Annotated in this window: 21 protein-coding genes; 6 read left to right on the forward strand and 15 right to left on the reverse strand. The window is 68.4% G+C overall.

Going from position 1 to position 23377, the window contains the following annotated elements:
* Positions 1 to 69: 69 nt before the first annotated feature.
* The 6 genes from purH to IEW87_RS13800 all read right to left on the reverse strand — a co-directional run bounded on the left by purH (position 70) and on the right by IEW87_RS13800 (position 6009).
* Positions 70 to 1677, reverse strand: a complete 1608-nt coding sequence (purH, locus tag IEW87_RS13775) for a bifunctional phosphoribosylaminoimidazolecarboxamide formyltransferase/IMP cyclohydrolase (RefSeq protein WP_188712970.1) — start codon at positions 1675 to 1677, stop codon at positions 70 to 72.
* A 23-nt stretch (positions 1678 to 1700) separates the two neighbouring features.
* Positions 1701 to 2279, reverse strand: coding sequence for a phosphoribosylglycinamide formyltransferase (gene purN / locus IEW87_RS13780; RefSeq protein ID WP_188712971.1), 579 nt, complete (start codon positions 2277 to 2279; stop codon positions 1701 to 1703).
* A gap of 9 nt (positions 2280 to 2288) precedes the next feature.
* A complete protein-coding gene (locus IEW87_RS13785; RefSeq protein ID WP_188712972.1) occupies positions 2289 to 3587 on the reverse strand; it encodes a cell division protein PerM in 1299 nt (432 codons plus the stop codon).
* Between the two features lie 145 nt (positions 3588 to 3732).
* On the reverse strand, positions 3733 to 4635 hold the full coding sequence (sucD, locus tag IEW87_RS13790) for a succinate--CoA ligase subunit alpha (RefSeq protein WP_188712973.1): 903 nt from the start codon (positions 4633 to 4635) through the stop codon (positions 3733 to 3735).
* A 16-nt stretch (positions 4636 to 4651) separates the two neighbouring features.
* Positions 4652 to 5818 carry an ADP-forming succinate--CoA ligase subunit beta gene (gene sucC, locus IEW87_RS13795; RefSeq protein ID WP_188712974.1) on the reverse strand — a complete coding sequence of 389 codons (1167 nt, stop codon included), beginning with the start codon at positions 5816 to 5818 and terminating at the stop codon, positions 4652 to 4654.
* Between the two features lie 17 nt (positions 5819 to 5835).
* Complete coding sequence (locus tag IEW87_RS13800) at positions 5836 to 6009, reverse strand: hypothetical protein (RefSeq protein WP_188712975.1); 174 nt, start codon at positions 6007 to 6009, stop codon at positions 5836 to 5838.
* 100 nt (positions 6010 to 6109) lie between these two features.
* Here IEW87_RS13800 and IEW87_RS13805 point away from each other — a divergent pair, with 100 nt between their 5' ends.
* Positions 6110 to 7342: an acyl-CoA dehydrogenase family protein gene (locus IEW87_RS13805; RefSeq protein ID WP_188712976.1), complete on the forward strand. Its 1233-nt coding sequence runs from the start codon at positions 6110 to 6112 to the stop codon at positions 7340 to 7342.
* 9 nt (positions 7343 to 7351) lie between these two features.
* Here IEW87_RS13805 and IEW87_RS13810 read toward each other — a convergent pair whose 3' ends face one another.
* Positions 7352 to 8554: an SseB family protein gene (locus IEW87_RS13810; RefSeq protein ID WP_188712977.1), complete on the reverse strand. Its 1203-nt coding sequence runs from the start codon at positions 8552 to 8554 to the stop codon at positions 7352 to 7354.
* A 35-nt stretch (positions 8555 to 8589) separates the two neighbouring features.
* Positions 8590 to 10974 (reverse strand): ATP-dependent helicase, encoded by a 2385-nt coding sequence (locus IEW87_RS13815; RefSeq protein WP_188712978.1) that lies wholly within the window; start codon positions 10972 to 10974, stop codon positions 8590 to 8592.
* 169 nt (positions 10975 to 11143) lie between these two features.
* Between IEW87_RS13815 and IEW87_RS13820 the strand changes: the two genes are divergently transcribed.
* Positions 11144 to 11809 carry a GntR family transcriptional regulator gene (locus IEW87_RS13820; protein ID WP_188712979.1) on the forward strand — a complete coding sequence of 222 codons (666 nt, stop codon included), beginning with the start codon at positions 11144 to 11146 and terminating at the stop codon, positions 11807 to 11809.
* Here the strand turns inward: IEW87_RS13820 and IEW87_RS13825 are convergent, their stop codons facing one another.
* A complete protein-coding gene (locus tag IEW87_RS13825; protein ID WP_188712980.1) occupies positions 11810 to 12763 on the reverse strand; it encodes a glycerophosphodiester phosphodiesterase family protein in 954 nt (317 codons plus the stop codon).
* A 120-nt stretch (positions 12764 to 12883) separates the two neighbouring features.
* Between IEW87_RS13825 and IEW87_RS13830 the strand changes: the two genes are divergently transcribed.
* From IEW87_RS13830 to IEW87_RS13840, 3 genes are all read left to right on the forward strand, one after another.
* Positions 12884 to 13783 carry a Bax inhibitor-1/YccA family protein gene (locus tag IEW87_RS13830; protein WP_188713123.1) on the forward strand — a complete coding sequence of 300 codons (900 nt, stop codon included), beginning with the start codon at positions 12884 to 12886 and terminating at the stop codon, positions 13781 to 13783.
* A gap of 212 nt (positions 13784 to 13995) precedes the next feature.
* Positions 13996 to 14544, forward strand: a complete 549-nt coding sequence (locus tag IEW87_RS13835; protein ID WP_188712981.1) for an ArsR/SmtB family transcription factor — start codon at positions 13996 to 13998, stop codon at positions 14542 to 14544.
* Between the two features lie 86 nt (positions 14545 to 14630).
* The gene (locus tag IEW87_RS13840; protein ID WP_188712982.1) at positions 14631 to 15821 is read left to right on the forward strand and encodes an MFS transporter; all 1191 of its coding nucleotides are present in this window, start codon (positions 14631 to 14633) and stop codon (positions 15819 to 15821) included.
* An 85-nt stretch (positions 15822 to 15906) separates the two neighbouring features.
* Here the strand turns inward: IEW87_RS13840 and guaA are convergent, their stop codons facing one another.
* From guaA to IEW87_RS13870, 6 genes are all read right to left on the reverse strand, one after another.
* Positions 15907 to 17484 (reverse strand): glutamine-hydrolyzing GMP synthase, encoded by a 1578-nt coding sequence (guaA, locus tag IEW87_RS13845; protein WP_188712983.1) that lies wholly within the window; start codon positions 17482 to 17484, stop codon positions 15907 to 15909.
* A complete protein-coding gene (locus IEW87_RS13850; protein ID WP_188712984.1) occupies positions 17481 to 18035 on the reverse strand; it encodes a DUF3817 domain-containing protein in 555 nt (184 codons plus the stop codon). The genes guaA and IEW87_RS13850 overlap by 4 nt, the downstream gene beginning before the upstream one ends.
* Before the next feature lie 46 nt (positions 18036 to 18081).
* Positions 18082 to 18927, reverse strand: coding sequence for an SURF1 family protein (locus tag IEW87_RS13855; protein ID WP_229731215.1), 846 nt, complete (start codon positions 18925 to 18927; stop codon positions 18082 to 18084).
* Positions 18924 to 20036, reverse strand: a complete 1113-nt coding sequence (locus tag IEW87_RS13860; RefSeq protein ID WP_188713125.1) for a GuaB3 family IMP dehydrogenase-related protein — start codon at positions 20034 to 20036, stop codon at positions 18924 to 18926. Before IEW87_RS13860 ends, IEW87_RS13855 begins: the two co-directional genes overlap by 4 nt.
* Before the next feature lie 20 nt (positions 20037 to 20056).
* Positions 20057 to 21559 carry an IMP dehydrogenase gene (gene guaB / locus IEW87_RS13865; RefSeq protein ID WP_188712985.1) on the reverse strand — a complete coding sequence of 501 codons (1503 nt, stop codon included), beginning with the start codon at positions 21557 to 21559 and terminating at the stop codon, positions 20057 to 20059.
* Between the two features lie 148 nt (positions 21560 to 21707).
* Positions 21708 to 22907, reverse strand: a complete 1200-nt coding sequence (locus IEW87_RS13870) for a class I SAM-dependent methyltransferase (RefSeq protein WP_188712986.1) — start codon at positions 22905 to 22907, stop codon at positions 21708 to 21710.
* A 141-nt stretch (positions 22908 to 23048) separates the two neighbouring features.
* Here IEW87_RS13870 and groES point away from each other — a divergent pair, with 141 nt between their 5' ends.
* Entirely contained in the window at positions 23049 to 23345 is a 297-nt protein-coding gene (groES, locus tag IEW87_RS13875; RefSeq protein ID WP_188712987.1) for a co-chaperone GroES, read from the forward strand.
* Positions 23346 to 23377 lie beyond the last annotated feature (32 nt).

Below are 23377 nucleotides of genomic sequence, written 5' to 3' on the forward strand. Positions count from 1 at the left end.
GATTGCGCAGAAAGCGACAGCCTTTCAGCATACGTCATGCTGAAAGGCTGTCGCCCGTGGTGCCGCGGATCAATGGAAGAAGTGGCGCTCCCCCGTGAAGTACATGGATACACCACGCGACTTCGCGAGTTCGATGGTCTCTTCGTCCCGCACGGACCCACCGGGCTGGATGATGACCTTGACGCCCGCGTCCATCAGGACCTCGGGGCCATCGGAGAACGGGAAGAACGCGTCGGACGCGGCGATGGTGCCCGCTACGCGGTCGCCGGCGCGCTCCACGGCGAGGCGACAGGAGTCGACGCGGTTGACCTGCCCCATGCCGATTCCGACGGTCGCCATGTTCTTCGCGAGGACGATGGCATTCGACTTGACCGCACGGCTGCTCTTCCAGGCGAAGACGAGGTCGGCGAGCGGCATGTCTGGCTCCTCACCCGCGACGAGCTCCCAGTTCTTCGCGACCGATTCGAAGTCGTCGTCGGGAAACAGATCGGCATCCTGCAGGAGGAGCCCGCCGGAGACGAGCCGAATGTCCATGCGCTCCTGCTGCCAGTTCGACGGCAGCTTCAGCAGACGCAGGTTCTTCTTGGACCGGAACATCTCGAGGGCGTCGGGCTCGAAGTCAGGAGCGACGATGACCTCCGTGAAGATGTCGCGCAGGTTCTCTGCCATCTTCAGCGTGACCGGGCGGTTGGCGGCGATCACGCCGCCGAACGCCGACAACGGGTCGCACTCGTGGGCGCGCAGGTGCGCGCTCGCGATCGAGTCGAGCGCCTTCGGGTCGGCGATCGCGATGCCGCACGGATTGGCGTGCTTCATGATCGCCACGGCCGGCAGGACCATGTCATACGCCGCACGGAGCGCGGCATCGGCATCGGTGTAGTTGTTGAACGACATCGGCTTGCCCTGCAGCTGCTCGGCCTGAGCGATGCCGTACCCGCCGACGCGCGTGTAAATCGCGGCGCGCTGGTGCGCGTTCTCGCCGTAGCGCAGGTCTTCGATCTTCTCGGCCTGAACCGTGAGGTGGTCGGGAAGGACGGTCTCGCCCTCCATCGTCTCCTCCGCGAACCACTGCGCGACGGCGGTATCGTAGGAGGCGGTGTGTGCGAACGCCCGCGCGGCGAGTTCCTTGCGCTCCTGCAGTGACGTGCCGCCCTTCTTCACCGCGTCGATGATCGAGGTGTACGACGACGGATCCACGACGATCGCGACGTTCGCATAGTTCTTCGCGGACGCGCGCACCATCGCCGGGCCGCCGATGTCGATCTGGTCGACGACGCCTTCGCCCTCGGCACCGGACTGCACCGTCTCGACGAACGGATAGAGGTTGACGACGACGAGCTGGAACGGCTCGATGCCGAGGTCGTTCAGCTGAGACTCGTGGTGCTCGAGGCGCAGGTCGCCCAGCAGCGCACCATGCACGTTCGGGTGCAGCGTCTTGACACGCCCGTCGAGCATCTCGGGCACGCCGGTCACCTCAGCGACGTCGGTGACGTCGTGGCCCGCTGAGCGGATCTTCGCAGCGGTGGAACCGGTCGAGATGATCTCGACGCCCGCGCCCGCGAGCGCGGCGGCGAGCGGAAGCAGGTCGGTCTTGTCGCTGACGGACACCAGCGCCCGCTTGATCGGAACCACGTCGCGGTGGCGATAGAGCGAAGGGTCGTTGCTCGGACCGGCCATGGGATCTCCTTGTGATGTCGGGGTCAGGTCAGGATGAGGTCGCCGGTCGCGATCCGACGCACCACGTCGGAGAGGAGGCGGCGTTCGACGGGCTTGATGCGGGCGTGCAGCGTCGGCTCGGTGTCACCGGGTTCGACCGGCACGCGCTCCTGGGCGAGGATCGGTCCCGAGTCGACTCCGCCGTCGACCTGGATGACGCTCGCCCCGGTCTCGACGGCGCCGGCGGCGAGTGCGTCGCGCACGCCGTGCGCTCCCGGGAACTCGGGGAGGTAGGCGGGGTGTGTGTTGACGATGCGCGGGGCGAACTCGTCGACGACAGCCTGCGGCAGCAGGCGCATCAACCCGCTCAGCACGATCAGGTCGGGCGCATACGTGCGAAGCTGCGCGGCCAGCGCGGCGCCCCATTCGTCCCGCGAGGCGAAGTCGCGAAACGGCACGGAGAACGTCGGCACCTCGAAGTGCGTGGCGTGAGAAAGGCCGTCGGCGTCGCGGTCGGCCCCGACCGCCACCACACGCGCCGGAAAGGTCGACTCAGACACCGTCTCGAGAAAGGCACGCAGGTTGGAACCGGCGCCCGAGATGAGGACCGCGACTTTCAGCACACGTCCAGTCTAGGGGGCGCTGCGTACTCCGCCCTCCGGGGCCGGTTCGTCGGCATCGTCCGCCTCATCGTCAGAGAGATCGTCCCACGTCAGCGGGCGCCGCACGGGCGCGAGCAGCAGGATCGCGGCGCCCACGAGCACCTCGATCCCGACGGTGAGCGCGACGGGCCCGGGGTCAGCGCCCACCACGGCCAGGCGCTCAGGCCCCATGGATCCGGCCGAGACGGCGGCGATGAGCGCGGCGAGTGCGCCCGAGCAGACGGCGATGCCGACCGCGATGACGACGCGCGGCGCGAAGCGCTCCTCGCCGTCGCCATCAAACGCCCATTCTTCGGCGTACGAGCGCCGCGCGATCCATCCGGCGAGCGCGCCGAACGCGACCGGGACGAGCACGATGAGCAGCATCCAGCCGGATCCGCCCTCCGGGATGATGCCGAACATCGGTACGCCCGGCAGCACGCCCAGCGACGTCCCCGACGGCGAGATGGCGGTGTCGGCGCCGATCGCGAAGCCGGGGCCCGCGATCCACGCGATCCCCCACGCGATGAAGGTCGGGAGGTAGGCGAGCTGGGCGAGGGTGAGCGTCGTCACGCCCACGAGGTCCACGTGCGCCCGTTCGAAGAGGTTGATGACCTCGCCGCCGCGGAGGGCGATGAGGACAGCGAGCAACAGGGCAGCCGCTCCGACGAGTCCGACGACGACCGTGGCCGTTCCACGAACGACGAGCGTCGGCGCCACGCGCCACGCGGGACTCCAGCCGTCGACCACATCGTGGATCCGGTCGATGACGCCGTCGTCGCCATCGCGCCACGCCGCACGGACCGCACCCGTCGCGGCGCCCACAACATACACAGCGGTGGGGAGCACGATCCCCTGCCAGGTGGTGATCGACGCCACGGGGTTGGCGCTCGTGACGGCCACCACCCCGGAGATGAGCGCGATGACCGCGGTCCCGGTCACGACGCCGATGATCGGCGCGCCGGACCCCGCCGCTCGCGCCCCCGAACGGGCGGCGAAGATGAGGGTGAAACAGGCGAAGAGCAGCGGTGCGATGCTCACCCAGAACGTGGCGCCCCGATCGGGCACGCCGAGCAGACTCGCGGAATCGCCGAGGTCGAGGTGCACCGGCACGAGGTGTCCGAGCTGCCAGACGCGCGCGGTCGCGGGCCACAGCGCATCCCACGCGTCGACATCGCCGAACGCGGCAATCCACAGGAGAGTGAACGGCGCGAGGACCGCGACGAGCCCGACCGCAGCCGCGACGAGCGCGTCGACGGCGGCCAGGACGGCGACGAGGACACGGTGCATAGGCGTATGAGGCTACCGGGAGCAGACTGCGGATCCGGTGATCCCACCCCGGCGTCGGCGCACTTGGTCGACGTCGGGGTGGGATCGGGAAAGGAACGCGAAGGGGCTCCGGCGGATGTTCCGCCGGAGCCCCTTCGCGCGTCGGTCAGCTCGCCTGCAGGATCTCCCGCATGAGCTGAGCCGTCTCGCTCGGGGTCTTGCCGACCTTGACGCCGGCGGCCTCGAGGGCTTCCTTCTTCGCGGACGCCGTGCCCGCCGATCCGGAGACGATCGCACCGGCGTGCCCCATCGTCTTGCCTTCGGGGGCGGTGAAGCCGGCCACGTAGCCCACGACCGGCTTGGTGACGTTGTCCTTGATGTACTCCGCGGCACGCTCCTCAGCGTCGCCGCCGATCTCGCCGATCATCACGATCGCCTTCGTCTCGGGGTCGTTCTCGAACGCCTCGAGCGCATCGATGTGCGTCGTTCCGATGACCGGGTCGCCGCCGATGCCGATCGCCGTCGAGAAGCCGAAGTCGTTCAGCTCGAACATCATCTGGTACGTCAGCGTGCCCGACTTCGAGACGAGGCCGATCGGCCCCTTACCCGTGATGTTCGCGGGCGTGATGCCGGCGAGCGCCTCCCCGGGAGTGATGATGCCCGGGCAGTTCGGACCGATGATGCGCGTCGTGCCGCCCTTGCTCTTGGCGTGCGCCCAGGCCTCTGCGGCGTCGCCGACGGGAACGCCCTCGGTGATGACGACGAGGAGCGGGATCTCGGCGTCGATGGCCTCGATCATCGCGTCCTTGGTGAACTTCGGCGGCACGAAGGCGACCGACACGTCGGCGCCCGTCGCCTCCATCGCCTCGCTGACGGAGGCGAACACCGGCAGCTGGACTTCGCCCGCACCGGGCTTCTCGTGTGTCACGGTCGTGCCGGCCTTGCGCGCGTTCACGCCGCCGACGACGTTCGTCCCCGCCTTGAGCATCAGGGCGGTGTGCTTGCTGCCCTCACCGCCGGTGATGCCCTGGACGATGACCTTGGAATCCTTGTTGAGGTAGATCGACATCGAATAAGTCCTTATCTCACGCGTTCGCCAGCTGGGCGGCCTTGTCGGCGCCTTCGTCCATGCCTGCGGCCAGGGTGACGAGCGGGTGGTTCGCCTGGGCGAGGATCGCACGCCCCTCCTCGACCTGGTTGCCGTCGAGGCGCACGACGAGCGGCTTGGACGCCGCGTCGCCGAGGATCTCGAGGGCCTTCACGATGCCCTCTGCGACCGCGACGCAGCTGGTAATGCCGCCGAAGACGTTCACGAAGACGCTCTTGACCTGCGGGTCGCCGAGGATCACGTCGAGGCCGCTGGCCATGACCTGTGCGTTGGCGCCGCCGCCGATGTCGAGGAAGTTCGCCGGCTTCACGCCGCCGTGGTTCTCTCCCGCGTATGCGGTGACGTCGAGCGTCGACATCACGAGACCTGCACCGTTGCCGATGACGCCGACCTCGCCGTCGAGCTTGACGTAGTTGAGGCCGGCCGCCTTGGCCTTCGCCTCGAGCGGGTCGGCCGCGCCCTTGTCCTCGAGCTCGGCGTGCTCCGGGTGGCGCACCTCCGAGGCGTTCTCATCGAGCGACACCTTGCCGTCGAGCGCGATGATGTCGCCCTCAGCAGTCAGGACCAGCGGGTTGACCTCGACGAGGGTGGCGTCCTCGCCGGTGTAGACCTCGTAGAGCTTCACGAACGCGTCGGAGACCTTCTCGATCAGCTCGGCGGGGAAGTTCGCCGCCTTCGCGATCTCGAGCGCCTTCTGCTTGTCGATGCCCGTCAGCGGGTCGACCTCGATCCGTGCGAGCGCCTCCGGCTTCTCGACGGCGAGCTGCTCGATCTCCATGCCCCCCTCGACGCTGCACAGCGACAGGTAAGAGCGGTTGGCACGGTCGAGGAGCACGGAGAAGTAGAACTCGCGGTCGATGTTCGCCCCCGCGGCCACCATGACGCGGCGCACGACGTGCCCCTTGATGTCGAGACCGAGGATCGCCTGTGCGGCCTCGTAGGCCTCGTCGGCGTTCTTCGCGACCTTCACACCGCCGGCCTTACCGCGGCCGCCGATCTTGACCTGGGCCTTGACGACAACGACGCCGCCGAGCTTCTCCGCGGCCGCCTTCGCTTCCTCGGGGGTATCGGCGACGATACCGGCGAGCACCGGCACCCCGTACTTCTCGAAAAGGTCTCGTGCCTGGTACTCGTACAGATCCACCTTGCTTTACCTTCTATCTACTTGTTGTGGTTCGTTCGCCACTGGCTACGGAACATCGGAATCGCCATCGCGAGGCACACGGCGAGGATTCCGAGCGTGAAGATGAGCCCGTTGAAAGCCGGCGCGACGAATGCGACGCCGAAGAGGAACAGGCCGCCGATGAAGAGGATCAGCGACAGTATGAACATCATGTGAGACAGCCCTCCGAAAAGATCCGTTCTTCAGTCTACCGACTGTGGGCGCACGACAAACACATCGCGCTCTCGGCGCTCCAGCTCCTAGCGTGGCGGCATGGCAGATGAGACGTTTCCCGGCGAGCGCGTGCGCTCCTATTCCGTGACCTCTCCCCTCGACACCGACTACTACGGCGTCTTCGATGACGTCGCCGGCGCCGACCTCGACGCGTGGGAACGTGCCCGGGCCGTCGTGCGTGAGGTCGCCGACGACCTGCTCGCGGCGTGGGAGACCGCCGCCTACCCGCACGAACAGGTCCTCGAGGCTCTCGGCCGACACGACGTGATGTCGGACGGCGTCGAGCACGAGGGGCTCACGCACCTCTCGCCCCTCGCAGCGGGGCTCGTGAACATGGAGCTCTCCCGCGGCGATGGCTCCCTCGGGACGATCCTCGCGGTGCAGGGCGGACTCGCGCTGCGGACCCTCGCGCTGTTCGGGAGCGACGCACAGAAGGACGCATGGCTCGCACGGCTCGACAGCGGTGAGGTGCCCGGGTCGTTCGCGCTCACCGAGCCAGATCACGGCAGCGACTCGACCGGTCTCGAGACGAGCGCGACGCGCGAGGGCGACGCCTGGGTGCTCCGCGGCGCGAAGAAGTGGATCGGCAACGGCGCCTCGGGCGGGATCACCTTCGTCTGGGCGCGGCTCGTCGATCCATCGGATCCCGATGACGGTCGCGTGTGCTGCTTCCTCGTCCCGCAGGAGACGCCGGGCTATCGCGGGGAGGTCATCGAGGGCAAGGTGTCGCTTCGCGCGATCCACCAGGCGCGCATTGTGCTCGACGACGTGCGCGTGCCGCTCGACGCGCGTCTGCCGGGCGCGCACTCATTCGCGGACACGTCCCGCGTGCTGTACGCGACGCGATCCGGCGTCGCGTGGTCGGCGCTCGGCCACGCAACCGCGTGCTATGAGGCCGCGCTCCAGTACGCGGGCGAACGCACGCAATTCGGCAAACCGCTCGCCGCGTTCCAGCTCGTGCAGGAGCGACTGACGCGGATGCTCTCGCAGCTGACCGCAATGCAGCTCTACTGTCGCCGACTCGCCGACCTCGAAGCAACGGGCGACCTGCGCCCGACGCAGGCGTCGCTCGCGAAGTACACCAACACCCGAGCCGCACGCGACATCGCTCGCGACGCCCGCGACCTCCTGGGCGGCAACGGGATCCTGCTCGAGAATCGCGTCATGCAGCACCTCGTCGACATCGAGGCGATTCACACCTACGAGGGCACGGAGAGCGTGCAGGCGCTGCTCATCGGCCGCGACGTCACCGGCGTCGGGGCGTTCGTCTAGGGGCGTCTCCTACTGGTCGGTCGAGGACGGACCCTCGGTGATGGGGTCTGCCTCCGACGCGAGCGGCATGACCGGCGTGAGTTCGTCGCGCGTCAGCGTCATCAGCGGGCCCGCGGGATCGAGGAGGATCCCGCCGAGCTCCGCGTGATCCGTCAGCAGCTTCGCGACCTTCTCGATGCCGAACGGCATCGCGCGTTCGCTGCGCCCCTGGGCGACGACCTCGAGCGGGTGCGAATACACCTGCAGCAGACGGGTGCCGTTCGCGAGACGCGCCTCCGCGATGCCCATCTTCGTCTCGTCCTGCGGCGACGGACCGACGGCGACCCACAGCGGGGGGCGCTGGCCGAGGATCTCGACGATCTTCTTCGGCGTCTCGGTGTCGCGCGGCTGGGCGAGCGCAGTCTTGACGCGCAGCTGCGGATCCGCCTGCTCGCGGGCGCGCTCGAGGACCTCGCGCGGGAGCACGATGCGGTTCTGACCCGACGCGTTGTCGATGATGATGCCGTCGAAGTCGTTGTCGACCATGTGCGCGAGGATCTGGGGCACGGGCTGCGCGATCGCCGATGTCTGCGTGTTCCCGTCGCCCTGAACGGCCTTGCTCAATGCGCGCCCGGAGCTGAACACGAGCATGTAGGTCTTGTCGGCCGTGCGCGCGACACCGAACTTCAGCTGGGCGCTGCCCTTCTCCTGCATCTGCTCGCGCACGTCACCGTCGACGCGCAGGAACACATGGCCCTGCAGCAGCTGTCGCGCGACGCCGAGGAGTTGCTGCGGTTGCGGCTTCTCCGGCAGCGCGGCGAGCGCGTCGCGCACGAGGCCGTTGTCGCGCAGTCCCTTGACCGTCTCCAGCTCTGTCGGCGGAGCGGCCGGTGCGAACGGCAGCTCACGCGGCGGCACGGGACGGCCCCCCTCGGGCGTCGGCGCGGATCCGCTCGGGCGAGTCGCCGCCTGCGGTCCGTCCTGCGCCGCAGCCTGCGCTTCCTGTGCACGCTTCGCGTCTTCGGCACGCTTCTGCTCCGGAGACTGCACCTCCGGCCCCGATTCGGCGCCGACGCCCTGGTAGGCGGAGAAGGAGATGTTCACCTCGGGCACGCTCTCCGCGGCGGGGGCGTCGCTCGTGGTGTCCTGCGGGGCCGCAGATTCCTCCGACTGCGGCGCCGCGGCGGCGTCATCGCTGCGATCGGACTTCTTCTTGCGCGAGAAAAGACCCATGCCCCCAGCGTACGGGAGGCGCGGAGGGCGGGCCGTTACAGCTTCTCGATCGGCGCGACCTTGATGAGGAGCTTCTTCGCGCCGGCGGAATCGAAACGGACGTGGGCGATGCGCTTCGCCCCCTGCCCCGTGATCGCGTCGACGACGCCCTCCCCGAAGTCGTCGTGACGGATCCGGTCCCCCGGGTCGAGCTCGAGGTCGCCGTTGTCGCGCACCTTGCCGGTGACGCGGTTGGTGAACTCCGCCAACGACGCCTTCGATCGCGAAGGTTCGAGCGGTTTGACACCCCACCGGTTCTCCCGCGGGGCCGTCGCGTTGAGCGCGCGGGAGCGCATGCCGCCGCGTGAGTTCACGTCGCCCGGAGACTGTCGCCAGTCGACCAGACCCGCCGGGATCTCCTGGAGGAAGCGGCTCGGCATCGCGACCGAGACCTCGCCGAACTGCGCACGCGTCATCGCGAGCGAGAGGAAGAGCCGCTGCCGCGCCCGCGTGATGCCCACGTAGAACAGACGTCGCTCCTCCTGCGGACCGCCGGGCTCGCCCGCCGAGATGCGGTGCGGGATCAGATCCTCTTCGACACCGGTCAGGAAGACCGTGTCGAACTCGAGGCCCTTGGCGGTGTGCAGGGTCATGAGGGAGACCGTGCCCGACGCATCGTCGAGGTTGTCGCTGTCGGCGACGAGCGCGACCTCCGTGAGGAAGTCGATCACCGTGCCGTCGGGGTTGTTCCGTGCGAATTCGCGGGTCACCGCGACGAGCTCGTCGAGGTTCTCGACGCGCGCCTCGTCCTGAGGATCCTGCGACTGCCGCAGCGCATCGAGGTAACCCGAGCGGTTCAGCAGCACCTGCATGCCCTCGGCGACGGCGCTCGGCGGCGCGTCGTCCCCGGACGCCGGCAACAGGATCTCCTGTGCTTCGCGCAGCACCGCGTCGAGATGGTCGAGGACCTTCTGCTGCTTCGGCCCGAGCCCGATCTCCCCCGCGTGCGCCAGTGCGTCGCGGAACGTGAGGTCGTTGTCTGCGGCGAATCGCGCGATGTTCGTCTCGGTCACCGCGCCGATGCCCCGCTTCGGCTTGTTGAGGATGCGACGAACCGCCATCTCGTCGGCGGGGTTGACCACGGCGACGAGGTACGCGAGCGCGTCCTTGATCTCGGCACGGTCGTAGAACTTCGTGCCGCCCATGATCCGGTACGGGATCGCCGAGCGGATGAAGATCTCCTCCAGCGCTCGCGACTGCGAGTTCGTGCGGTAGAACACGGCGATGTCGTCGTAGCCGACACTGCTGGAGCGGAGAGACTCGATCTCATCGGCGACGAACTGCGCCTCGTCGTGTTGCGAGTATCCGGTGAAGCCGATGACCGTGTGCCCTGCGCCCTGGTCAGTCCACAGCTTCTTGTCCTTGCGGTCGAAGTTATTGCTGATGACCGCGTTCGCCGCGTCGAGGATGTTCTGACTCGACCGGTAGTTCTGTTCGAGGAGCACCACCCGCGCGCCGGGGAAGTCGCGCTCGAACTCCGTGATGTTGCGGATGTCGGCGCCGCGGAAGGCGTAAATCGACTGGTCGGAATCTCCCACCACGGTGAGGGAGGCGCCGGCCTCGGCCGCGTCCGGAATCAGCGCGATCATTCCGTCGCCGACGTCGACGCCCTCGCCGGAGGCCGGCTTCGTCAGTTCGCGGATGAGCTGGTACTGCGCGTGGTTCGTGTCCTGGTACTCGTCGACGAGGATGTGCCGGAAGCGCCGACGGTACACGTCGGCGACCTGCGGAAACGCCCGGAACAGATAGACCGTCTGCGCGAGCAGATCGTCGAAATCGAACGCGTTCGCCTGGCGCAGTCGGCGCGTGTAGTCCTGGAAGATCTCGACGAAGACCCGTTCAGCTGGATCCGTCATGTTCGCCTGACGCGCGTACGCGTCGGCATCCTGCAGCTCGTTCTTCAGCATCGAGATCCGCGCCTGTGTCGACGCCGGCGTGAGACCGTAGGCGTCAGCCTCATGCTCTTTCACCAGCCGCTTCATGAGGGCCCGGACATCGCCCGAGTCGTAGATCGTGAATGCTTTGGTGAAGCCGAATTGCTCGGCCTCGCGACGCAGGATGCGCACGCACGCCGAGTGGAACGTCGAGATCCACATCCCCTTCGCCTGCTCACCCACGAGCTCCTCGACACGCTCGCGCATCTCGCCCGCGGCCTTGTTCGTGAACGTGATCGCGAGGATCTGGCTTGGCCAGGCCTCGCGGGAACGCAGCAGTGACGCGATGCGGTGCGTCAGCACGCGGGTCTTGCCGGATCCGGCACCCGCGACGATGAGCAGAGCGGGACCGCGATGGAGCACCGCCTCGCGCTGCGGCTCATTGAGGCCGTCGAGTAAGGGGTCGCGATCGGTCGGAACGAGGGGTGCGTCGTGAGGATGTGCCATGGCTCCTGCAAGCTTAGGAGAGACCTCGGACGAACGAGCGCTTGGCGTGAGTTTCCTGCCAACTACCGAATTCTGGAGATGACAGTCAGGGTCGTCTGTATAAAGTTACGGGATCGAGACCGAACACCGAGCAGGGGGAAAAACGGTGCTGAGCGATGAGAAGCCGGTGATGGCGGAGACCAAACGTCTCGCCGATGTCGTGTATGAACGTCTGTGCGAGTCGATTGTCGACGGCACCCTTGCGCCCGGACAGCGTGTGCGCGACGGCGAACTCGCCGACCGCCTCGGCGTCTCCCGAATGCCGGTTCGCGAAGCGCTGCAACGCCTCGAGCGGCAGGGCCTGATCGAGATGGTGGCGAGCCGGTACACGCGCGTCACCGACGTGACGCCGGAGATGCCCGCGAAGTCGCTCGAGTTCATCGGCTACCAGCTGGGCATCGGCCTGCACCTCACTCTCCCGCGGATGAGCGAGGAGGAGCGCGCTCATGCCTCGGACCTGACTCGCGAGATCGCACGCGCGCTCGCCACGGATCCGAAGAGCGCATACGCCGCCTACAGCACGCTGAACGACTACATCGCCGAGCACAGCGGCAACTCCGTCTACGCCGCGACGATCTCCGACAGCTGGCTGCACATGACGCGCAACCTGCGCGGCACGTTCCCGCTCGTCAAGGACGCGGCGGCGCTGACGAGCGACTTCGAGCGCCTCGCCGATCTGATCGGGACGGGCGATGCAATCGACGCCGAGAGCCAGGTGCGCGATATCTTCCTGCTCGGCCCGGGACAGGGCGGCACAGCCCACGCCGTCGCCAACCTCTGGGACGACGCCCAGTAATCACTCTCGCGGGAACAGCTCGCGCGCGAGATCGGGGTGGTCGGCGAACAGCGCCGTCGCGCCGACGTCGCGCAGTTCGCGCCATTCCTCGCGCCATCGGCCGTGCGCCGTGCGCCCACCTGGGCCCCGGAAGCGGCGTTCGAGGAAGGCGTTCTCGGGGCGGCACGTCCAGGTGAACAGCTCGAGCCCCGCGTCGCGGACGCGGGCGGCAAGCTCGGCGCCGTTCGCGGCGAGGAGGAGGTGCTTGTGCACGCTCACGCCGTCGACGGCGGGGGCGAGCACGGCGGGCGCGCCGAACTGGTCCCGATACGTCGGGGCGGCCCGTCCGTCGCGTGCGATGCGATCGGCGGGCGATCCCGTGCGCTCGATGAGATAGACGTATCGTGCGCGGATCCCCTCCTCGCGCACGCGCTCGAGCGCGCTCTGCTCAAAGGCCTCGATCACGAGCGCGGGATCGCCGTCCCACCCGCTTGCGCGTATGTCGCGCGCGACGAGAGCAGCCAGATCGATACCGATCGACGCGAAGTACGTCGCGTGCTTGAGCTCGACGACCACGCCGACACCACCGTCGCGCGCGAGCGTGAGGACCTCCGGGAGCGCGAGGATCGGTTCGTCGTTATCGTGAGCCGCGCTCGTGGGGCGAATCTCGGGGATCCGCTCGCGCGCTCGCAGCGTGCGCAGCTCGTCCCACGTGAAGTCGTCGGTGAACCAGCCGTCAGTGGTGCGCCCGTCGATCACCTTGCGGGTGCGGCGGTCGGCATATTCCGGACGCGACGAAACGTCGGTGGTCGACGAGATGTCATTCTCGTGCCGCACGACGAGCACCCCGTCGCGCGTGGCCACGACATCCGGTTCGATCGCGTCGACACCCTGCGCGATCGCCAGCAGATAGGACCCGCGCGTGTGCTCCGGCAGGTGTCCGGGAGCACCTCGGTGGCCGATGATCGCGATCATCGCTCCAGCGTACGAGCGCGACGCGCGAATCCACCGGAATACAGCCGAGACATAGTAATTGGCGGATACGCTTGACGAATCGCGAAACGCGACCGGCAGATCAGGAGTGTGACCGCAGCAATGGCCAGCACCGGATTCAATAACCCTTACTTCTCGAACGAGCGTGGCGCGTCCCAGGGCGCATACGCCACGCCGCTCGCTCCGCAGCCCGCGCAGGCGCCGTCCGCTGGCGAACAGGCCCACATCGAGGGCATGTACGCCGCCCCGTCCGCGGGAACGCCGCAGACGGGCCGCATGACGTACGAGGACACGATCGTCAAGACGGCGGTCCTGTTCGCGATCATGCTCGCCGTCGGCGCCGTGAGCTGGTTCATCACGCTCGGCGGCAACTTCTCCCCGATCGAGGCGCTGCGCACCGGCAACGTCAACCTGATCCCCGCGATCGTCGGCGCCATCGGCACGCTCGTCATCAGCCTCGTCTACGCCTTCGGGATGCGCCGCAAGATCGCTCCCGCTGGCCTCGCCGTGGCCTACGCCGTGGCGGAGGGACTCTTCGTCGGCGGCATCTCGGCGTTCTTCGAGATGGTCTGGCCGGGCATCGTCATGCAGGCGGCCCTCGCATCGATCGCCGTCATCGGCACGACGCTCGCCCTCTTCGCCAGCGGCAAGATCCGCGCGTCCGCGAAGATGACCAAGATCGTGCTGATCGCGCTCGTCGGCTACGCCGTGTTCTCCCTGCTCAACATCGGCCTGATGATGTTCGGCGTGCTGCCCGGGGAGATGGCCTTCGGTCTGCGCTCGATGGAGGTCTTCGGCATCCCGCTCGGCCTGATCCTCGGCGTGGTCGTCGTGCTCATGGGCGCCTACATGCTCGTGCTCGACTTCGACGCGGTGCAGCGCGGCGTGCGCAATGGCGCCCCCGCGAAGCTGGCGTGGACCGCGGCGTTCGGCATCATGGCGACGGTCGTCTTCATCTACATCGAGATCCTGCGGATGCTCGCGATCATGCGCGGCGACTGAGTCGCACCGTCAAAAAGGCCCGCTCTTCGGAGCGGGCCTTTTTGCGCGCGACGAAATGCGGAGATCTCACGAACCGCGGGCGGATCCGCAGATTCGGCCCGAGTTTCGTGAGATCTCCGAGTTACGTGACGTCGAAGGAGCCTCCCGCGCCGCGCGCGGGTTCTTACTCAAGCTGACTTGTAGAATTCCCATCTCGGGCTTACCGTCGCCGCATGGCCTCCATCGACACCCTGCGCGTGTTCCTCCATCCGGACCGGCGCCGCATCATCGATCACCTCACGGCGCACGGCCCCTCTCGCGTCGGCGATATCGCGGCCACTCTCGGCCTGCAGGTCGGGAGCGTCAGTCATCACCTCCGGATGCTGGAGCGCGAGGCCCTCGTCGAACGCGCCGCTGATCTGAGAACCGACGGCCGCACCAGTTGGTGGCGCAACGTCCCGAAGTCGGTCAGCTGGTCGGTCGACGACTTCGCCGAAGACGGATCCGCCCAGGCGGTCGCCCGCGACATGGAGCGCGCGAACATCCAGTACCAGGTCGATCGACTTGCCGAATGGAAGCGCCGGGCGCCGCACGCACCCGAGGCGTGGCGACAGGCAGCCCACAGCTACGATTACGTTCTGCGCGCGACGCCGGAGGAGCTACTCGCCCTCGGCGACGCCATCGCCTCCACCATCCGCGCCTGGCGCGAGGGCATCGATGACGACGACGGCGCGGACCGCGCGGCCGTGCGCATGTTCCTCCACGCCTTCCCCCTACTGTGACGGCCCTGGGCGGTGCCACCGTCCGGTCGCCATGAATTTATACAAGAAGTCTTTTCGAATGCGCGCGGCGCGCTTAGCGTGCTCGTATGACTACCGTCGCTCCCCCGTTCCATCGCGATCGCGCCGTCCACGGCTGGATCCTCCTGAAGGCGATCTCCGATGCCGGCGACGCCGCTTGGATCCTCGCGATCGCCTGGTCGGCCGTTACCGCTGCCTCTCCCGCGATCGCCGGACTCGTGATCACCGCAGGAACGATTCCGCGGGCCATCGCGCTGCTCGTCGGTGGGGTGCTGGCTGATCGCTGGGATCCACGGCTCCTCATGATCGCCACAACGGTCGCGCGCGTCGGCGTCCTCATCGCCACGCTGGTCGCCATCAACGTCTCCGGCGAGACGTTGCCGCTCCTGTTCGCCGTCGCGATCGCGTTCGGCATCTGCGACGCGATCTTCGAACCGTCCAGCACCTCGCTGACGCGGCAACTCGTCCGCGAGGAGGACTTCGCGGCGATCGCGGGCGTCGGCCAGACGGCGTCGCGGATCGGGCACATGCTCGGCGCGGCGTCCGGCGGAGTCCTCGTGGCGTGGGGCGGCCTCGCCGCCGCCGCGGCCGCGAACGCCGTCGCCTACGTCGGCGTGATCGTCTACCTCGTCTTCGTCCTGCGCGCGAGGTATCCCCGCACTCCGGCACCGCCCGAGCCGATGCTTCGCGCGATCGCTGGCGGCTTCCGCTACCTCCGGCGTGACGAACTGGCGCGCACGCTCGTGCTGTCGCTGCTCGGGCTCAACCTCTGCGTCTCGCCCGCGATGAGCGTCGGGCTCGCGCTGCTCGTGAAGTACATGGGAGCCGGATCCGCCACCCTCGGCGCTCTCGAGGCGACATTCGGCGTCGGCGCGATGGTGGGCGCGCTCGTCTTCGTACGGTTCAAGCCCACGCGCCCCGCGCTCGTCGGCTTCGTGCTGCTCGTCGTCCAGGGTCTCGCCGTCGCGTCCTTCGCCATCGGAATCGTTCCGGCCGCCTTCGCGACGTGCGCCGTGATCGGACTGACCGCGGGTGCCGCATCGACGCTCCTCGCCGCCCTGTTCATGCGCACGATCGCCGCCGACGGGATCGGTCGCGTCGTCTCGATCCAGAAACTCGGCGACGATGGCCTCATGCCGGCCGCGACGGCCGCGTTCGGAGCGATCGCCGCGACCTCGCTGCCGGTGACGTTCGTGCTGTTCGGTGGCGCGATGTCGGTCTACATGGCGACGACCGCGCTCCGCTGGCGCCGCCGCTGACCGCGATCCCCGCCCATATGACGCAAATGCACCTTCCCGCCGGGGCGGAAGGTGCATTTGCGTCATATGGAGCGTCGGGTGGGAGCTACTCCCACTCGATGGTCGCGGGCGGCTTCGACGTGACGTCCAGGGTGACGCGGTTGATCTCGGCGACCTCGTTTGTGATGCGGTTCGAGATGCGCGCCAGCACGTCGTACGGCAGTCGCGTCCAGTCGGCGGTCATCGCGTCCTCGCTCGAGACGGGGCGCAGCACGACGGGGTGACCGTAGGTGCGCCCGTCACCCTGCACGCCGACGCTCCGGACGTCCGCCAGCAGCACCACGGGGCACTGCCAGATCTCGCCGTCGAGGCCCGCTGCGGTCAGCTCGGCCCGCGCGATCGCGTCAGCGTCACGGAGAATCTCGAGCCGCTCGCGCGTCACCTCGCCGATGATGCGGATCCCGAGCCCGGGGCCCGGGAAGGGCTGACGGCCCACGATCGCCTCGGGGAGACCGAGCTCGCGCCCGATCTCGCGCACCTCGTCCTTGAACAGGGTGCGCAGCGGCTCGATGAGGTCGAAATCGAGGTCGTCGGGAAGCCCGCCGACGTTGTGGTGGCTCTTGATGTTCGCGGTGCCGGCTCCGCCGCCGGACTCGACGACGTCCGGGTACAGGGTGCCCTGCACGAGGAACTTGACGGGCTCACCCTCGGCCTTCGCCTCAGCCACGAGATCGCGCTGGGCCTGCTCGAACGCGCGGATGAACTCACGACCGATGGTCTTGCGCTTGGTCTCCGGATCCGTGATGCCGGCGAGGTGGCCGAGGAATGTGTCGGCGGCATCGACGGTGACGAGTCTGACGCCGGTCGATGCGACGTAGTCGTTCTCGACCTGCTCGCGCTCGCCCTTGCGGAGGAGACCATGGTCGACGAACACCGCCGTGAGCTGGTCGCCGATCGCGCGGTGCACGAGTGCGGTCGACACCGCGGAGTCGACGCCGCCCGATAGGGCGGAGATGACGCGCGCGGACCCGACCTGCTCGCGGATCCTCGCGACCTGTTCGTCGATGACGGATTCGCTGTTCCAGCTCGCGGGGAGGCCGACGGCCTTGTGGAGGAAGTTCTCGATGATCCGCTGCCCGTGGTCGGAGTGTTTGACCTCAGGGTGCCACTGCACGCCATAGAAGCAGGTGTCGGCGTTACCGAACGCCGCGACCGGCGTGGCCTCAGTCTGCGCGAGCACCTCGAAGCCGTCCGGCGCGGTCACGACGGCGTCGCCGTGGCTCATCCACACGGTCTGCGCGGCCGGGGTGCCGGCGAGCAGCACGCCGCCGTCTCCGGCGAGCGTCGCGTCGGTCGCCCCGTACTCGCGCTGTCCGGTCTCGGCGACCTCGCCACCGAGCGCCTTCGCCATCACCTGGAAGCCGTAGCAGATGCCGAGCGTCGGGATCCCGAGGTCGAACACGCTCGTGTCGAACTCCGGTGCCCCCTCGGCATACACCGAGCGCGGTCCACCCGAGAGGATGATCGCGACGGGGTTCTTCTGTCGGACCTCGTCGGGCGTGATGCTGTGCGGCACGAGCTCGCTGAACACACCCGCTTCGCGCACGCGACGTGCGATCAATTGGGCGTACTGTGCGCCGAAATCGACGACGAGAACCGGGCGCTGGGCGGTGTCGGTGCTCACGGGGTGGGCTCCTCGGAAGGGGTGGTGGGGGTCGATACGGACGCGCCGAGTTTCGCCGCGCGCTTCTCGGCGGCGCGCTCTTCGCGGCCGGCGAGGTAGTCCTTCACCTCACGGGCGACGATGGACTCCATGATGAACGACAGGAGCGGAACGACGCCGCCGCCGGCGAGCGCGAGAAAGCGCCCGAAGCGCCAGCGCATGAGGCTCCACAGCCAGAAGATGCTCGCGAGGTAGACGACGTAGAACCAGCCGTGCACGATGAGGATGCCGAGCGAGAGGTTCAGCCCGTCACCGGTCGAGACGATCTCGCAGCCGCCGGCGCCCATCGCGAACTGCGAGTACCAGAGGCAGTCGCCGGCGGGAATCACGGGGGCGAACCACAGGAAGCCGCCGGATCCGCCCAGGTAGAGCTCAAGGTGCAGGGGCGTGTACTTCAGCACCATCTCGGCGACGAGCAGCAGCAGGCCGATGCCCGTGACGACGCTCGTGATCTGGTAGAAGCGCAGCGCCCGACGGATCTTCGGGAAGGTCGAGAGCCGGGGCTGAGGCATGAGATCAATCCTACGCGGCGGATCCTGAGCGATCGGACGAGGCGCCTCAGCGCTCATCGTCGAGATCGTCCGGGTCGATGCCGGCGAGTTCCTCGAGTTCGCGCTCCCACGCGTCCTTCGCGAGGCGGTACCAGAGGTAGAACGAGAACGCCGCGAACAGAGCCCACTCGACGGCGTAGAACACGTTGAGCCAGTTGAGCGTCGACTCGTGCGTCGGCGCCGTCGCGATGATCTCCTCGAGCCCGGCGTCGGCGAGCTGCGCGGTCGGATCCGTGGTGGCCAGGAACTGCCGATAGACGTCGCCGTCCACGTCGGTCCACTGGCCGAGGTGCGCCGCTGGCGACATGCGGATCATCTCGTACGGATCGTCCCCCGGTGCGGGCACCGGGCCCTCGTCGGCGATCAGTCGGCCGCTGAGCTCGCGCGGCTCATCATCGGCGGTTGCCGACAGGACCTCGATCGCGTCCTGGGCGGCCGCACGGTCCGGCGCCCAGCCGATCGCCGTGGCGAGCGCCGCCCCCTCGTCGGTCACGAAACGGCCCGTCACCCAGACGCCCTCGACTCCGTCGTTCATCCGCTGCGACACGGTGAGGAAGTTGTCGGGATCCCACGTGCCGGTCACGTCGATCCGCTGGCCCACGAGCGGCCCCGGCAGATAGTCGCCGGGCTCGACCACCTCGGAGATGGGCAGGACTTCTTCCGTCGCCCCTTCAGGGACGACCTCGGGTGCGAGCGCACGAGAGAGCTGCCACTGCAGCAGCCACGCGAAGATTCCCGCGACGACGAGACACACGAGGAGCATGCCGATCCACCGCGGGCGAAGCATGACCTCGCGCAGCGTCGGGGGGAACTCCTCGAGGTCCGGATCCTCGGCGGGTGCCTGATCGATCATTCGTATGGCGAGACCACGACCTCGACCCGCTGGAACTCCTTGAGATCGGAGTAGCCAGTGGTCGCCATCGACTTGCGCAATGCGCCGATGAGGTTCGTCGTGCCGTCGGCCGCCTGGGCCGGGCCGTACAGGACCTCCTCGAGCGTGGCCGTCTGGTCGACCGCCACGCGTCGTCCGCGCGGCAGCGTCGCGTGATGCGCCTCCTGACCCCAGTGGAAGCCGCGGCCGGGCGCATCGGTCGCACGTGCGAGAGAAACGCCGAGCATCACGGCGTCGGCGCCCATCGCGATCGCCCGAACGATGTCGCCGGATGTGCCCACGCCGCCATCGGCGATCACGTGCACGTAGCGTCCGCCCGACTCATCCATGTAGTCACGGCGCGCGCCCGCAACGTCGGCGACCGCAGTCGCCATGGGCGCGTGAATGCCGAGCGTCGTGCGCGTGGTGGAGGCGGCACCGCCGCCGAAGCCGACGAGCACCCCCGCGGCTCCCGTGCGCATGAGATGCAGGGCGGCGCGGTACGTGGAGGCTCCGCCGACGATGACCGGGACGTCGAGGTCGTAGATGAACTGCTTCAGATTGAGCGGTTCGTCGCTCGACGAGACGTGCTCAGCCGACACCGTGGTGCCGCGGATCACGAACAGGTCGACGCCCGCTCCGACCACCGTCTCGTAGTGCTCGGCCGTGCGCTGCGGCGACAGAGCGCCCGCCACGACGACGCCCGCGTCGCGGATCTCCGCGATGCGCTGGGTGATGAGGTGCGGCTTGATCGGCTCGGCGTACAGCGCCTGCATGCGCTTGGTCGCGGATTCGGCCGGCAGCGACGCGATCTCGGCGAGCATCGGGTCGGGATCCTCGTACCGCGTCCACAGCCCCTCGAGGTCGAGCACGCCGACGGCGCCCATGCGTCCGAGGGCGATGGCGGTCGACGGACTCACGACGGAGTCCATCGGCGCTCCGAGGATCGGGGTGTCGAAGGTGAAGGCGTCGATCGTCCACGCCGTCGACACATCGCCGGGGCTGCGCGTGCGGCGCGAGGGCACGACCGCGATGTCGTCGAACGTGTACGCTCGCCTGCCGCGCTTGCCGCGGCCGAGCTCGATCTCCATACTCATCGGCTCTTCCTCCGTCAGCGCGTGTAGTTCGGGGCTTCGACGATCATCTGAACGTCGTGCGGATGCGATTCCTTGAGCCCGGCGGGCGTGATCCGCACGAACCGTCCCGTGCTCTTCAGCTCGTCGATCGTGCGGGCGCCGACGTAGAACATCGACTGCCGCAGCCCGCCCGTCAGCTGGTACGCGACGGCCTCGACCGGTCCGCGGTACGGCACCTGCCCCTCGATGCCCTCGGGGATGAGCTTGTCGTCGCTCGGCACGTCGGCCTGGAAGTACCGGTCCTTCGAGTAGGAGGTCTTCTTGCCGCGCGTCTGCATCGCACCGAGCGACCCCATGCCGCGATACTGCTTGAACTGCTTGCCGTTGGAGAACACGAGCTCTCCGGGCGACTCAGCCGTGCCCGCCAGCAGCGAGCCGAGCATCACGGTGTCGGCGCCTGCCACGAGCGCCTTCGCGATGTCGCCCGAGTGCTGCAGACCGCCGTCGGCGATGAGCGGGATCCCTGCGGCGCGGCACGCGAGGGACGCCTCGTAGATGGCCGTGATCTGCGGCACCCCGACGCCGGCGACGACGCGGGTCGTGCAGATGGACCCCGGTCCGACGCCGACCTTGACGGCGTCGACTCCCGCGTCGATGAGCGCCTGTGCGCCCTCGCGGGTGGCGACGTTGCCGCCGACGATGTCGATGTGGGCGAACGATTCGTCGGCCTTGAGGCGCGTGACGATGTCGATGACGCCTTGCGACTGACCGTTCGCGGTGTCGACGACGATGACGTCGACACCCGCGTCGCGCAGTGCCTCCGCACGCGTCCACGCGTCACCGAAGAAGCCGATGGCCGCGCCGACGCGCAGGCGACCCTGATCGTCCTTCGTCGACGAGGGGTACTGCTCGCGCTTGTCGAAGTCCTTGATCGTGATGAGGCCGACGAGTGCGCCGTCGTCGTCGACGAGCGGGAGCTTCTCGACGCGGTGCTTGCTGAACAGCGCGACCACCTCGTCGCTGCCGATGCCCGGGCGCCCGGTGATGAGGCCTTCCTGCGTCATCACCTCGGAGACGAGCGTCGTCTTCTTGTCTTCGTCGGACACGAACCGCATGTCGCGGTTGGTGACGATGCCGACGAGTTTGCCGTTGCCATCCACGACCGGGAGACCGGAGATGCGGTACTCGGCGCAGGCCGCGTCGAGCTCGGCGAGCGTCGCACTGGGCTCGATCGTGATGGGGTCGGTGACCATGCCCGATTCGCTGCGCTTGACGCGGTCGACCGCGGCCGCCTGCTCCTCGATCGACATGTTGCGATGCAGGATCCCCATACCGCCCTGACGGGCGATCGCGATCGCCATCCGGCTCTCGGTCACCGTGTCCATCGCCGCGGAGAGCAGCGGCATCTCGACCCGGATCCGCCTCGTCAGCTGCGAGGAGGTCTCTGCCTCACTGGGGATGACGTCGGTGTGCCCCGGCAGGAGCAGCACGTCGTCGTAGGTGAGTCCGATGAAGCCGAAGGGATCGTGATCCGTCATGGGGTGGTCTCCTGGTGCGCGCAGTCGGGTGGGGCCATTCTATGGCGTTCCACCTGGGCGAGCGCCGCGCTGCCCTACGAACAGGGTCGCCACACTTTGCAGGCGCGCGGGGTGCGTACCTGCATTCTTTGGCGACCCAATGGCGGGGTCACGAGGTGACGCGGTCGGCGAGGATCGCGGTGCGCTTGTCGCCGATCCGCGTGAGGATGAGGGTCGCCGATTCGCTACCCGACAGCTTGAGTCGGCGGCGCAAGGCGGCGGGATCCACGTCGACGCCGCGCTTCTTGATCTCGAGCGTGCCGATGTCGCGCGCCCGCAGCTCGCGCGCGAGCCGTTTCGGATCCGTCGACAGCGTCTCGCGCACGCGGAACGTCGACGCGAAGACGCTCGTCCTCGCCGCGTCGCCGGTGAGGTACGCGATCCGTTCCGAGACGGGGCCCGCGTCGAGCTCGCGGGCGACGTCGCCGACGAGCCGTGCACGGATCACGGCCCCCTCGGGCTCGTGGAGGTACGCGCCGAGTGCGCGCACGGGCTCGTCCTCCGTATCCGCGGACGCGGTGAGCTCGCGCGCGGATCCGTCGCGGAGCACGAGCGCGGCACGACGCACGCCGTCGCGTGCGAGCGCGCCCGTCCACACGACGAGTTCGACGGTCGAGCCGTCGACACTGATCCACTGGGTTTCGGCATCGGCGGGCAGGGCGTCGCGATCGTGGGCCGGACCGAGCTTCATGCCCGTTGGCAGACGACGCGCGAGGTCGAACGCCCAGGTCAGGGATGGCGAGTAATCGTCGGCGGAGAGCCGCCGGGTCTCCGTGTGGCCGGAGGTCCGGCGCGCCGGATCGAGCCAGATCGCGTCGATCCCCTCGAGGCCGGTCTCCTCCGCGCGTCCGTGGCGCACGTCGACACGACCGCCATCCCGGAACGGCGCCAGGTTGTATGCGGCGAGGGCCGCCGTGACCTCGTCGGCGTCGACGGCGAGGACCCCGAGGCCGAGGGAGGCGAAGGCGAGGCTGTCGCCGCCGATGCCGCAGCCCAGGTCGGCAACGCGCGTCACGCCGGCGTCGATGAATCGCCCGGCGTGATGCGCCGACACCGCCATGCGCGTCGCCTGTTCGAGCCCCGCGCGAGTGAAGAGCATCCGGTCCGCGAACTCCCCGAACTTCGCGCGGGCGCGCTGCCGCAGCCGCACCTGTCCGACGACGGCGGAGACGAGGTCGGGGCCGTGCCCTGCCGCGCGCAGCCGCGAGACCGTACGCGCCACGTCGGAGGTCGTCTCGACGGGGTCCAGCTCATCGATGAGCCGCATCGCGTCGCGGGTGAGCAGCGCGTCGAGCTCAGCGTGGTCCATTCCTCCAGCGTAGAAGGTGGCCCCGCATTGGCACTCACGTTGCGAGAGTGCCAACCGCCGTCATACACTAATCATTAGCACTCTCGGGGTGAGAGTGCGAACCTTACGTCTTCTGTCAGGACAGGAAAGCAGAGGTACACCGTGTCGGTTTCCATCAAGCCGCTCGAAGACCGCATCGTCATCAAGCAGGTCGAGGCTGAGCAGACCACGGCCAGCGGTCTCGTCATTCCCGACACCGCCAAGGAGAAGCCCCAGGAGGGCGAGGTCGTGGCGGTCGGACCGGGTCGCATCGACGACAACGGCAACCGCGTTCCGCTCGACGTGTCGGCCGGGGACGTCGTTCTGTACAGCAAGTACGGCGGCACCGAAGTGAAGTTCGGCGCTGACGAGTACCTCGTGCTCTCTGCGCGCGACGTGCTCGCCATCGTCGAGCGCTGACGCTCACGATCGACTGAGAACCCCGGATGCAT

This window comes from Microbacterium faecale, assembly GCF_014640975.1.
GTDB lineage: Bacteria > Actinomycetota > Actinomycetes > Actinomycetales > Microbacteriaceae > Microbacterium > Microbacterium faecale.

Excerpts from the sequence above, each read along its gene's own strand:
- IEW87_RS13835 (WP_188712981.1), top strand. The coding sequence starts at position 13,996 with ATGGCCTCCATCGACACCCTGCGCGTGTTCCTCCATCCGGACCGGCGC.
- IEW87_RS13825 (WP_188712980.1), bottom strand. The coding sequence starts at position 12,763 with ATGATCGCGATCATCGGCCACCGAGGTGCTCCCGGACACCTGCCGGAG.
- IEW87_RS13810 (WP_188712977.1), bottom strand. The coding sequence starts at position 8,554 with ATGGGTCTTTTCTCGCGCAAGAAGAAGTCCGATCGCAGCGATGACGCC.
- IEW87_RS13855 (WP_229731215.1), bottom strand. The coding sequence starts at position 18,927 with ATGATCGATCAGGCACCCGCCGAGGATCCGGACCTCGAGGAGTTCCCC.
- IEW87_RS13830 (WP_188713123.1), top strand. The coding sequence starts at position 12,884 with ATGGCCAGCACCGGATTCAATAACCCTTACTTCTCGAACGAGCGTGGC.
- IEW87_RS13860 (WP_188713125.1), bottom strand. The coding sequence starts at position 20,036 with ATGGAGATCGAGCTCGGCCGCGGCAAGCGCGGCAGGCGAGCGTACACG.
- IEW87_RS13805 (WP_188712976.1), top strand. The coding sequence starts at position 6,110 with ATGGCAGATGAGACGTTTCCCGGCGAGCGCGTGCGCTCCTATTCCGTG.
- IEW87_RS13815 (WP_188712978.1), bottom strand. The coding sequence starts at position 10,974 with ATGGCACATCCTCACGACGCACCCCTCGTTCCGACCGATCGCGACCCC.
- IEW87_RS13850 (WP_188712984.1), bottom strand. The coding sequence starts at position 18,035 with ATGCCTCAGCCCCGGCTCTCGACCTTCCCGAAGATCCGTCGGGCGCTG.
- IEW87_RS13800 (WP_188712975.1), bottom strand. The coding sequence starts at position 6,009 with ATGATGTTCATACTGTCGCTGATCCTCTTCATCGGCGGCCTGTTCCTC.
- purH (WP_188712970.1), bottom strand. The coding sequence starts at position 1,677 with ATGGCCGGTCCGAGCAACGACCCTTCGCTCTATCGCCACCGCGACGTG.
- IEW87_RS13820 (WP_188712979.1), top strand. The coding sequence starts at position 11,144 with ATGGCGGAGACCAAACGTCTCGCCGATGTCGTGTATGAACGTCTGTGC.
- IEW87_RS13785 (WP_188712972.1), bottom strand. The coding sequence starts at position 3,587 with ATGCACCGTGTCCTCGTCGCCGTCCTGGCCGCCGTCGACGCGCTCGTC.
- sucD (WP_188712973.1), bottom strand. The coding sequence starts at position 4,635 with ATGTCGATCTACCTCAACAAGGATTCCAAGGTCATCGTCCAGGGCATC.
- guaB (WP_188712985.1), bottom strand. The coding sequence starts at position 21,559 with ATGACGGATCACGATCCCTTCGGCTTCATCGGACTCACCTACGACGAC.
- IEW87_RS13870 (WP_188712986.1), bottom strand. The coding sequence starts at position 22,907 with ATGGACCACGCTGAGCTCGACGCGCTGCTCACCCGCGACGCGATGCGG.
- IEW87_RS13840 (WP_188712982.1), top strand. The coding sequence starts at position 14,631 with ATGACTACCGTCGCTCCCCCGTTCCATCGCGATCGCGCCGTCCACGGC.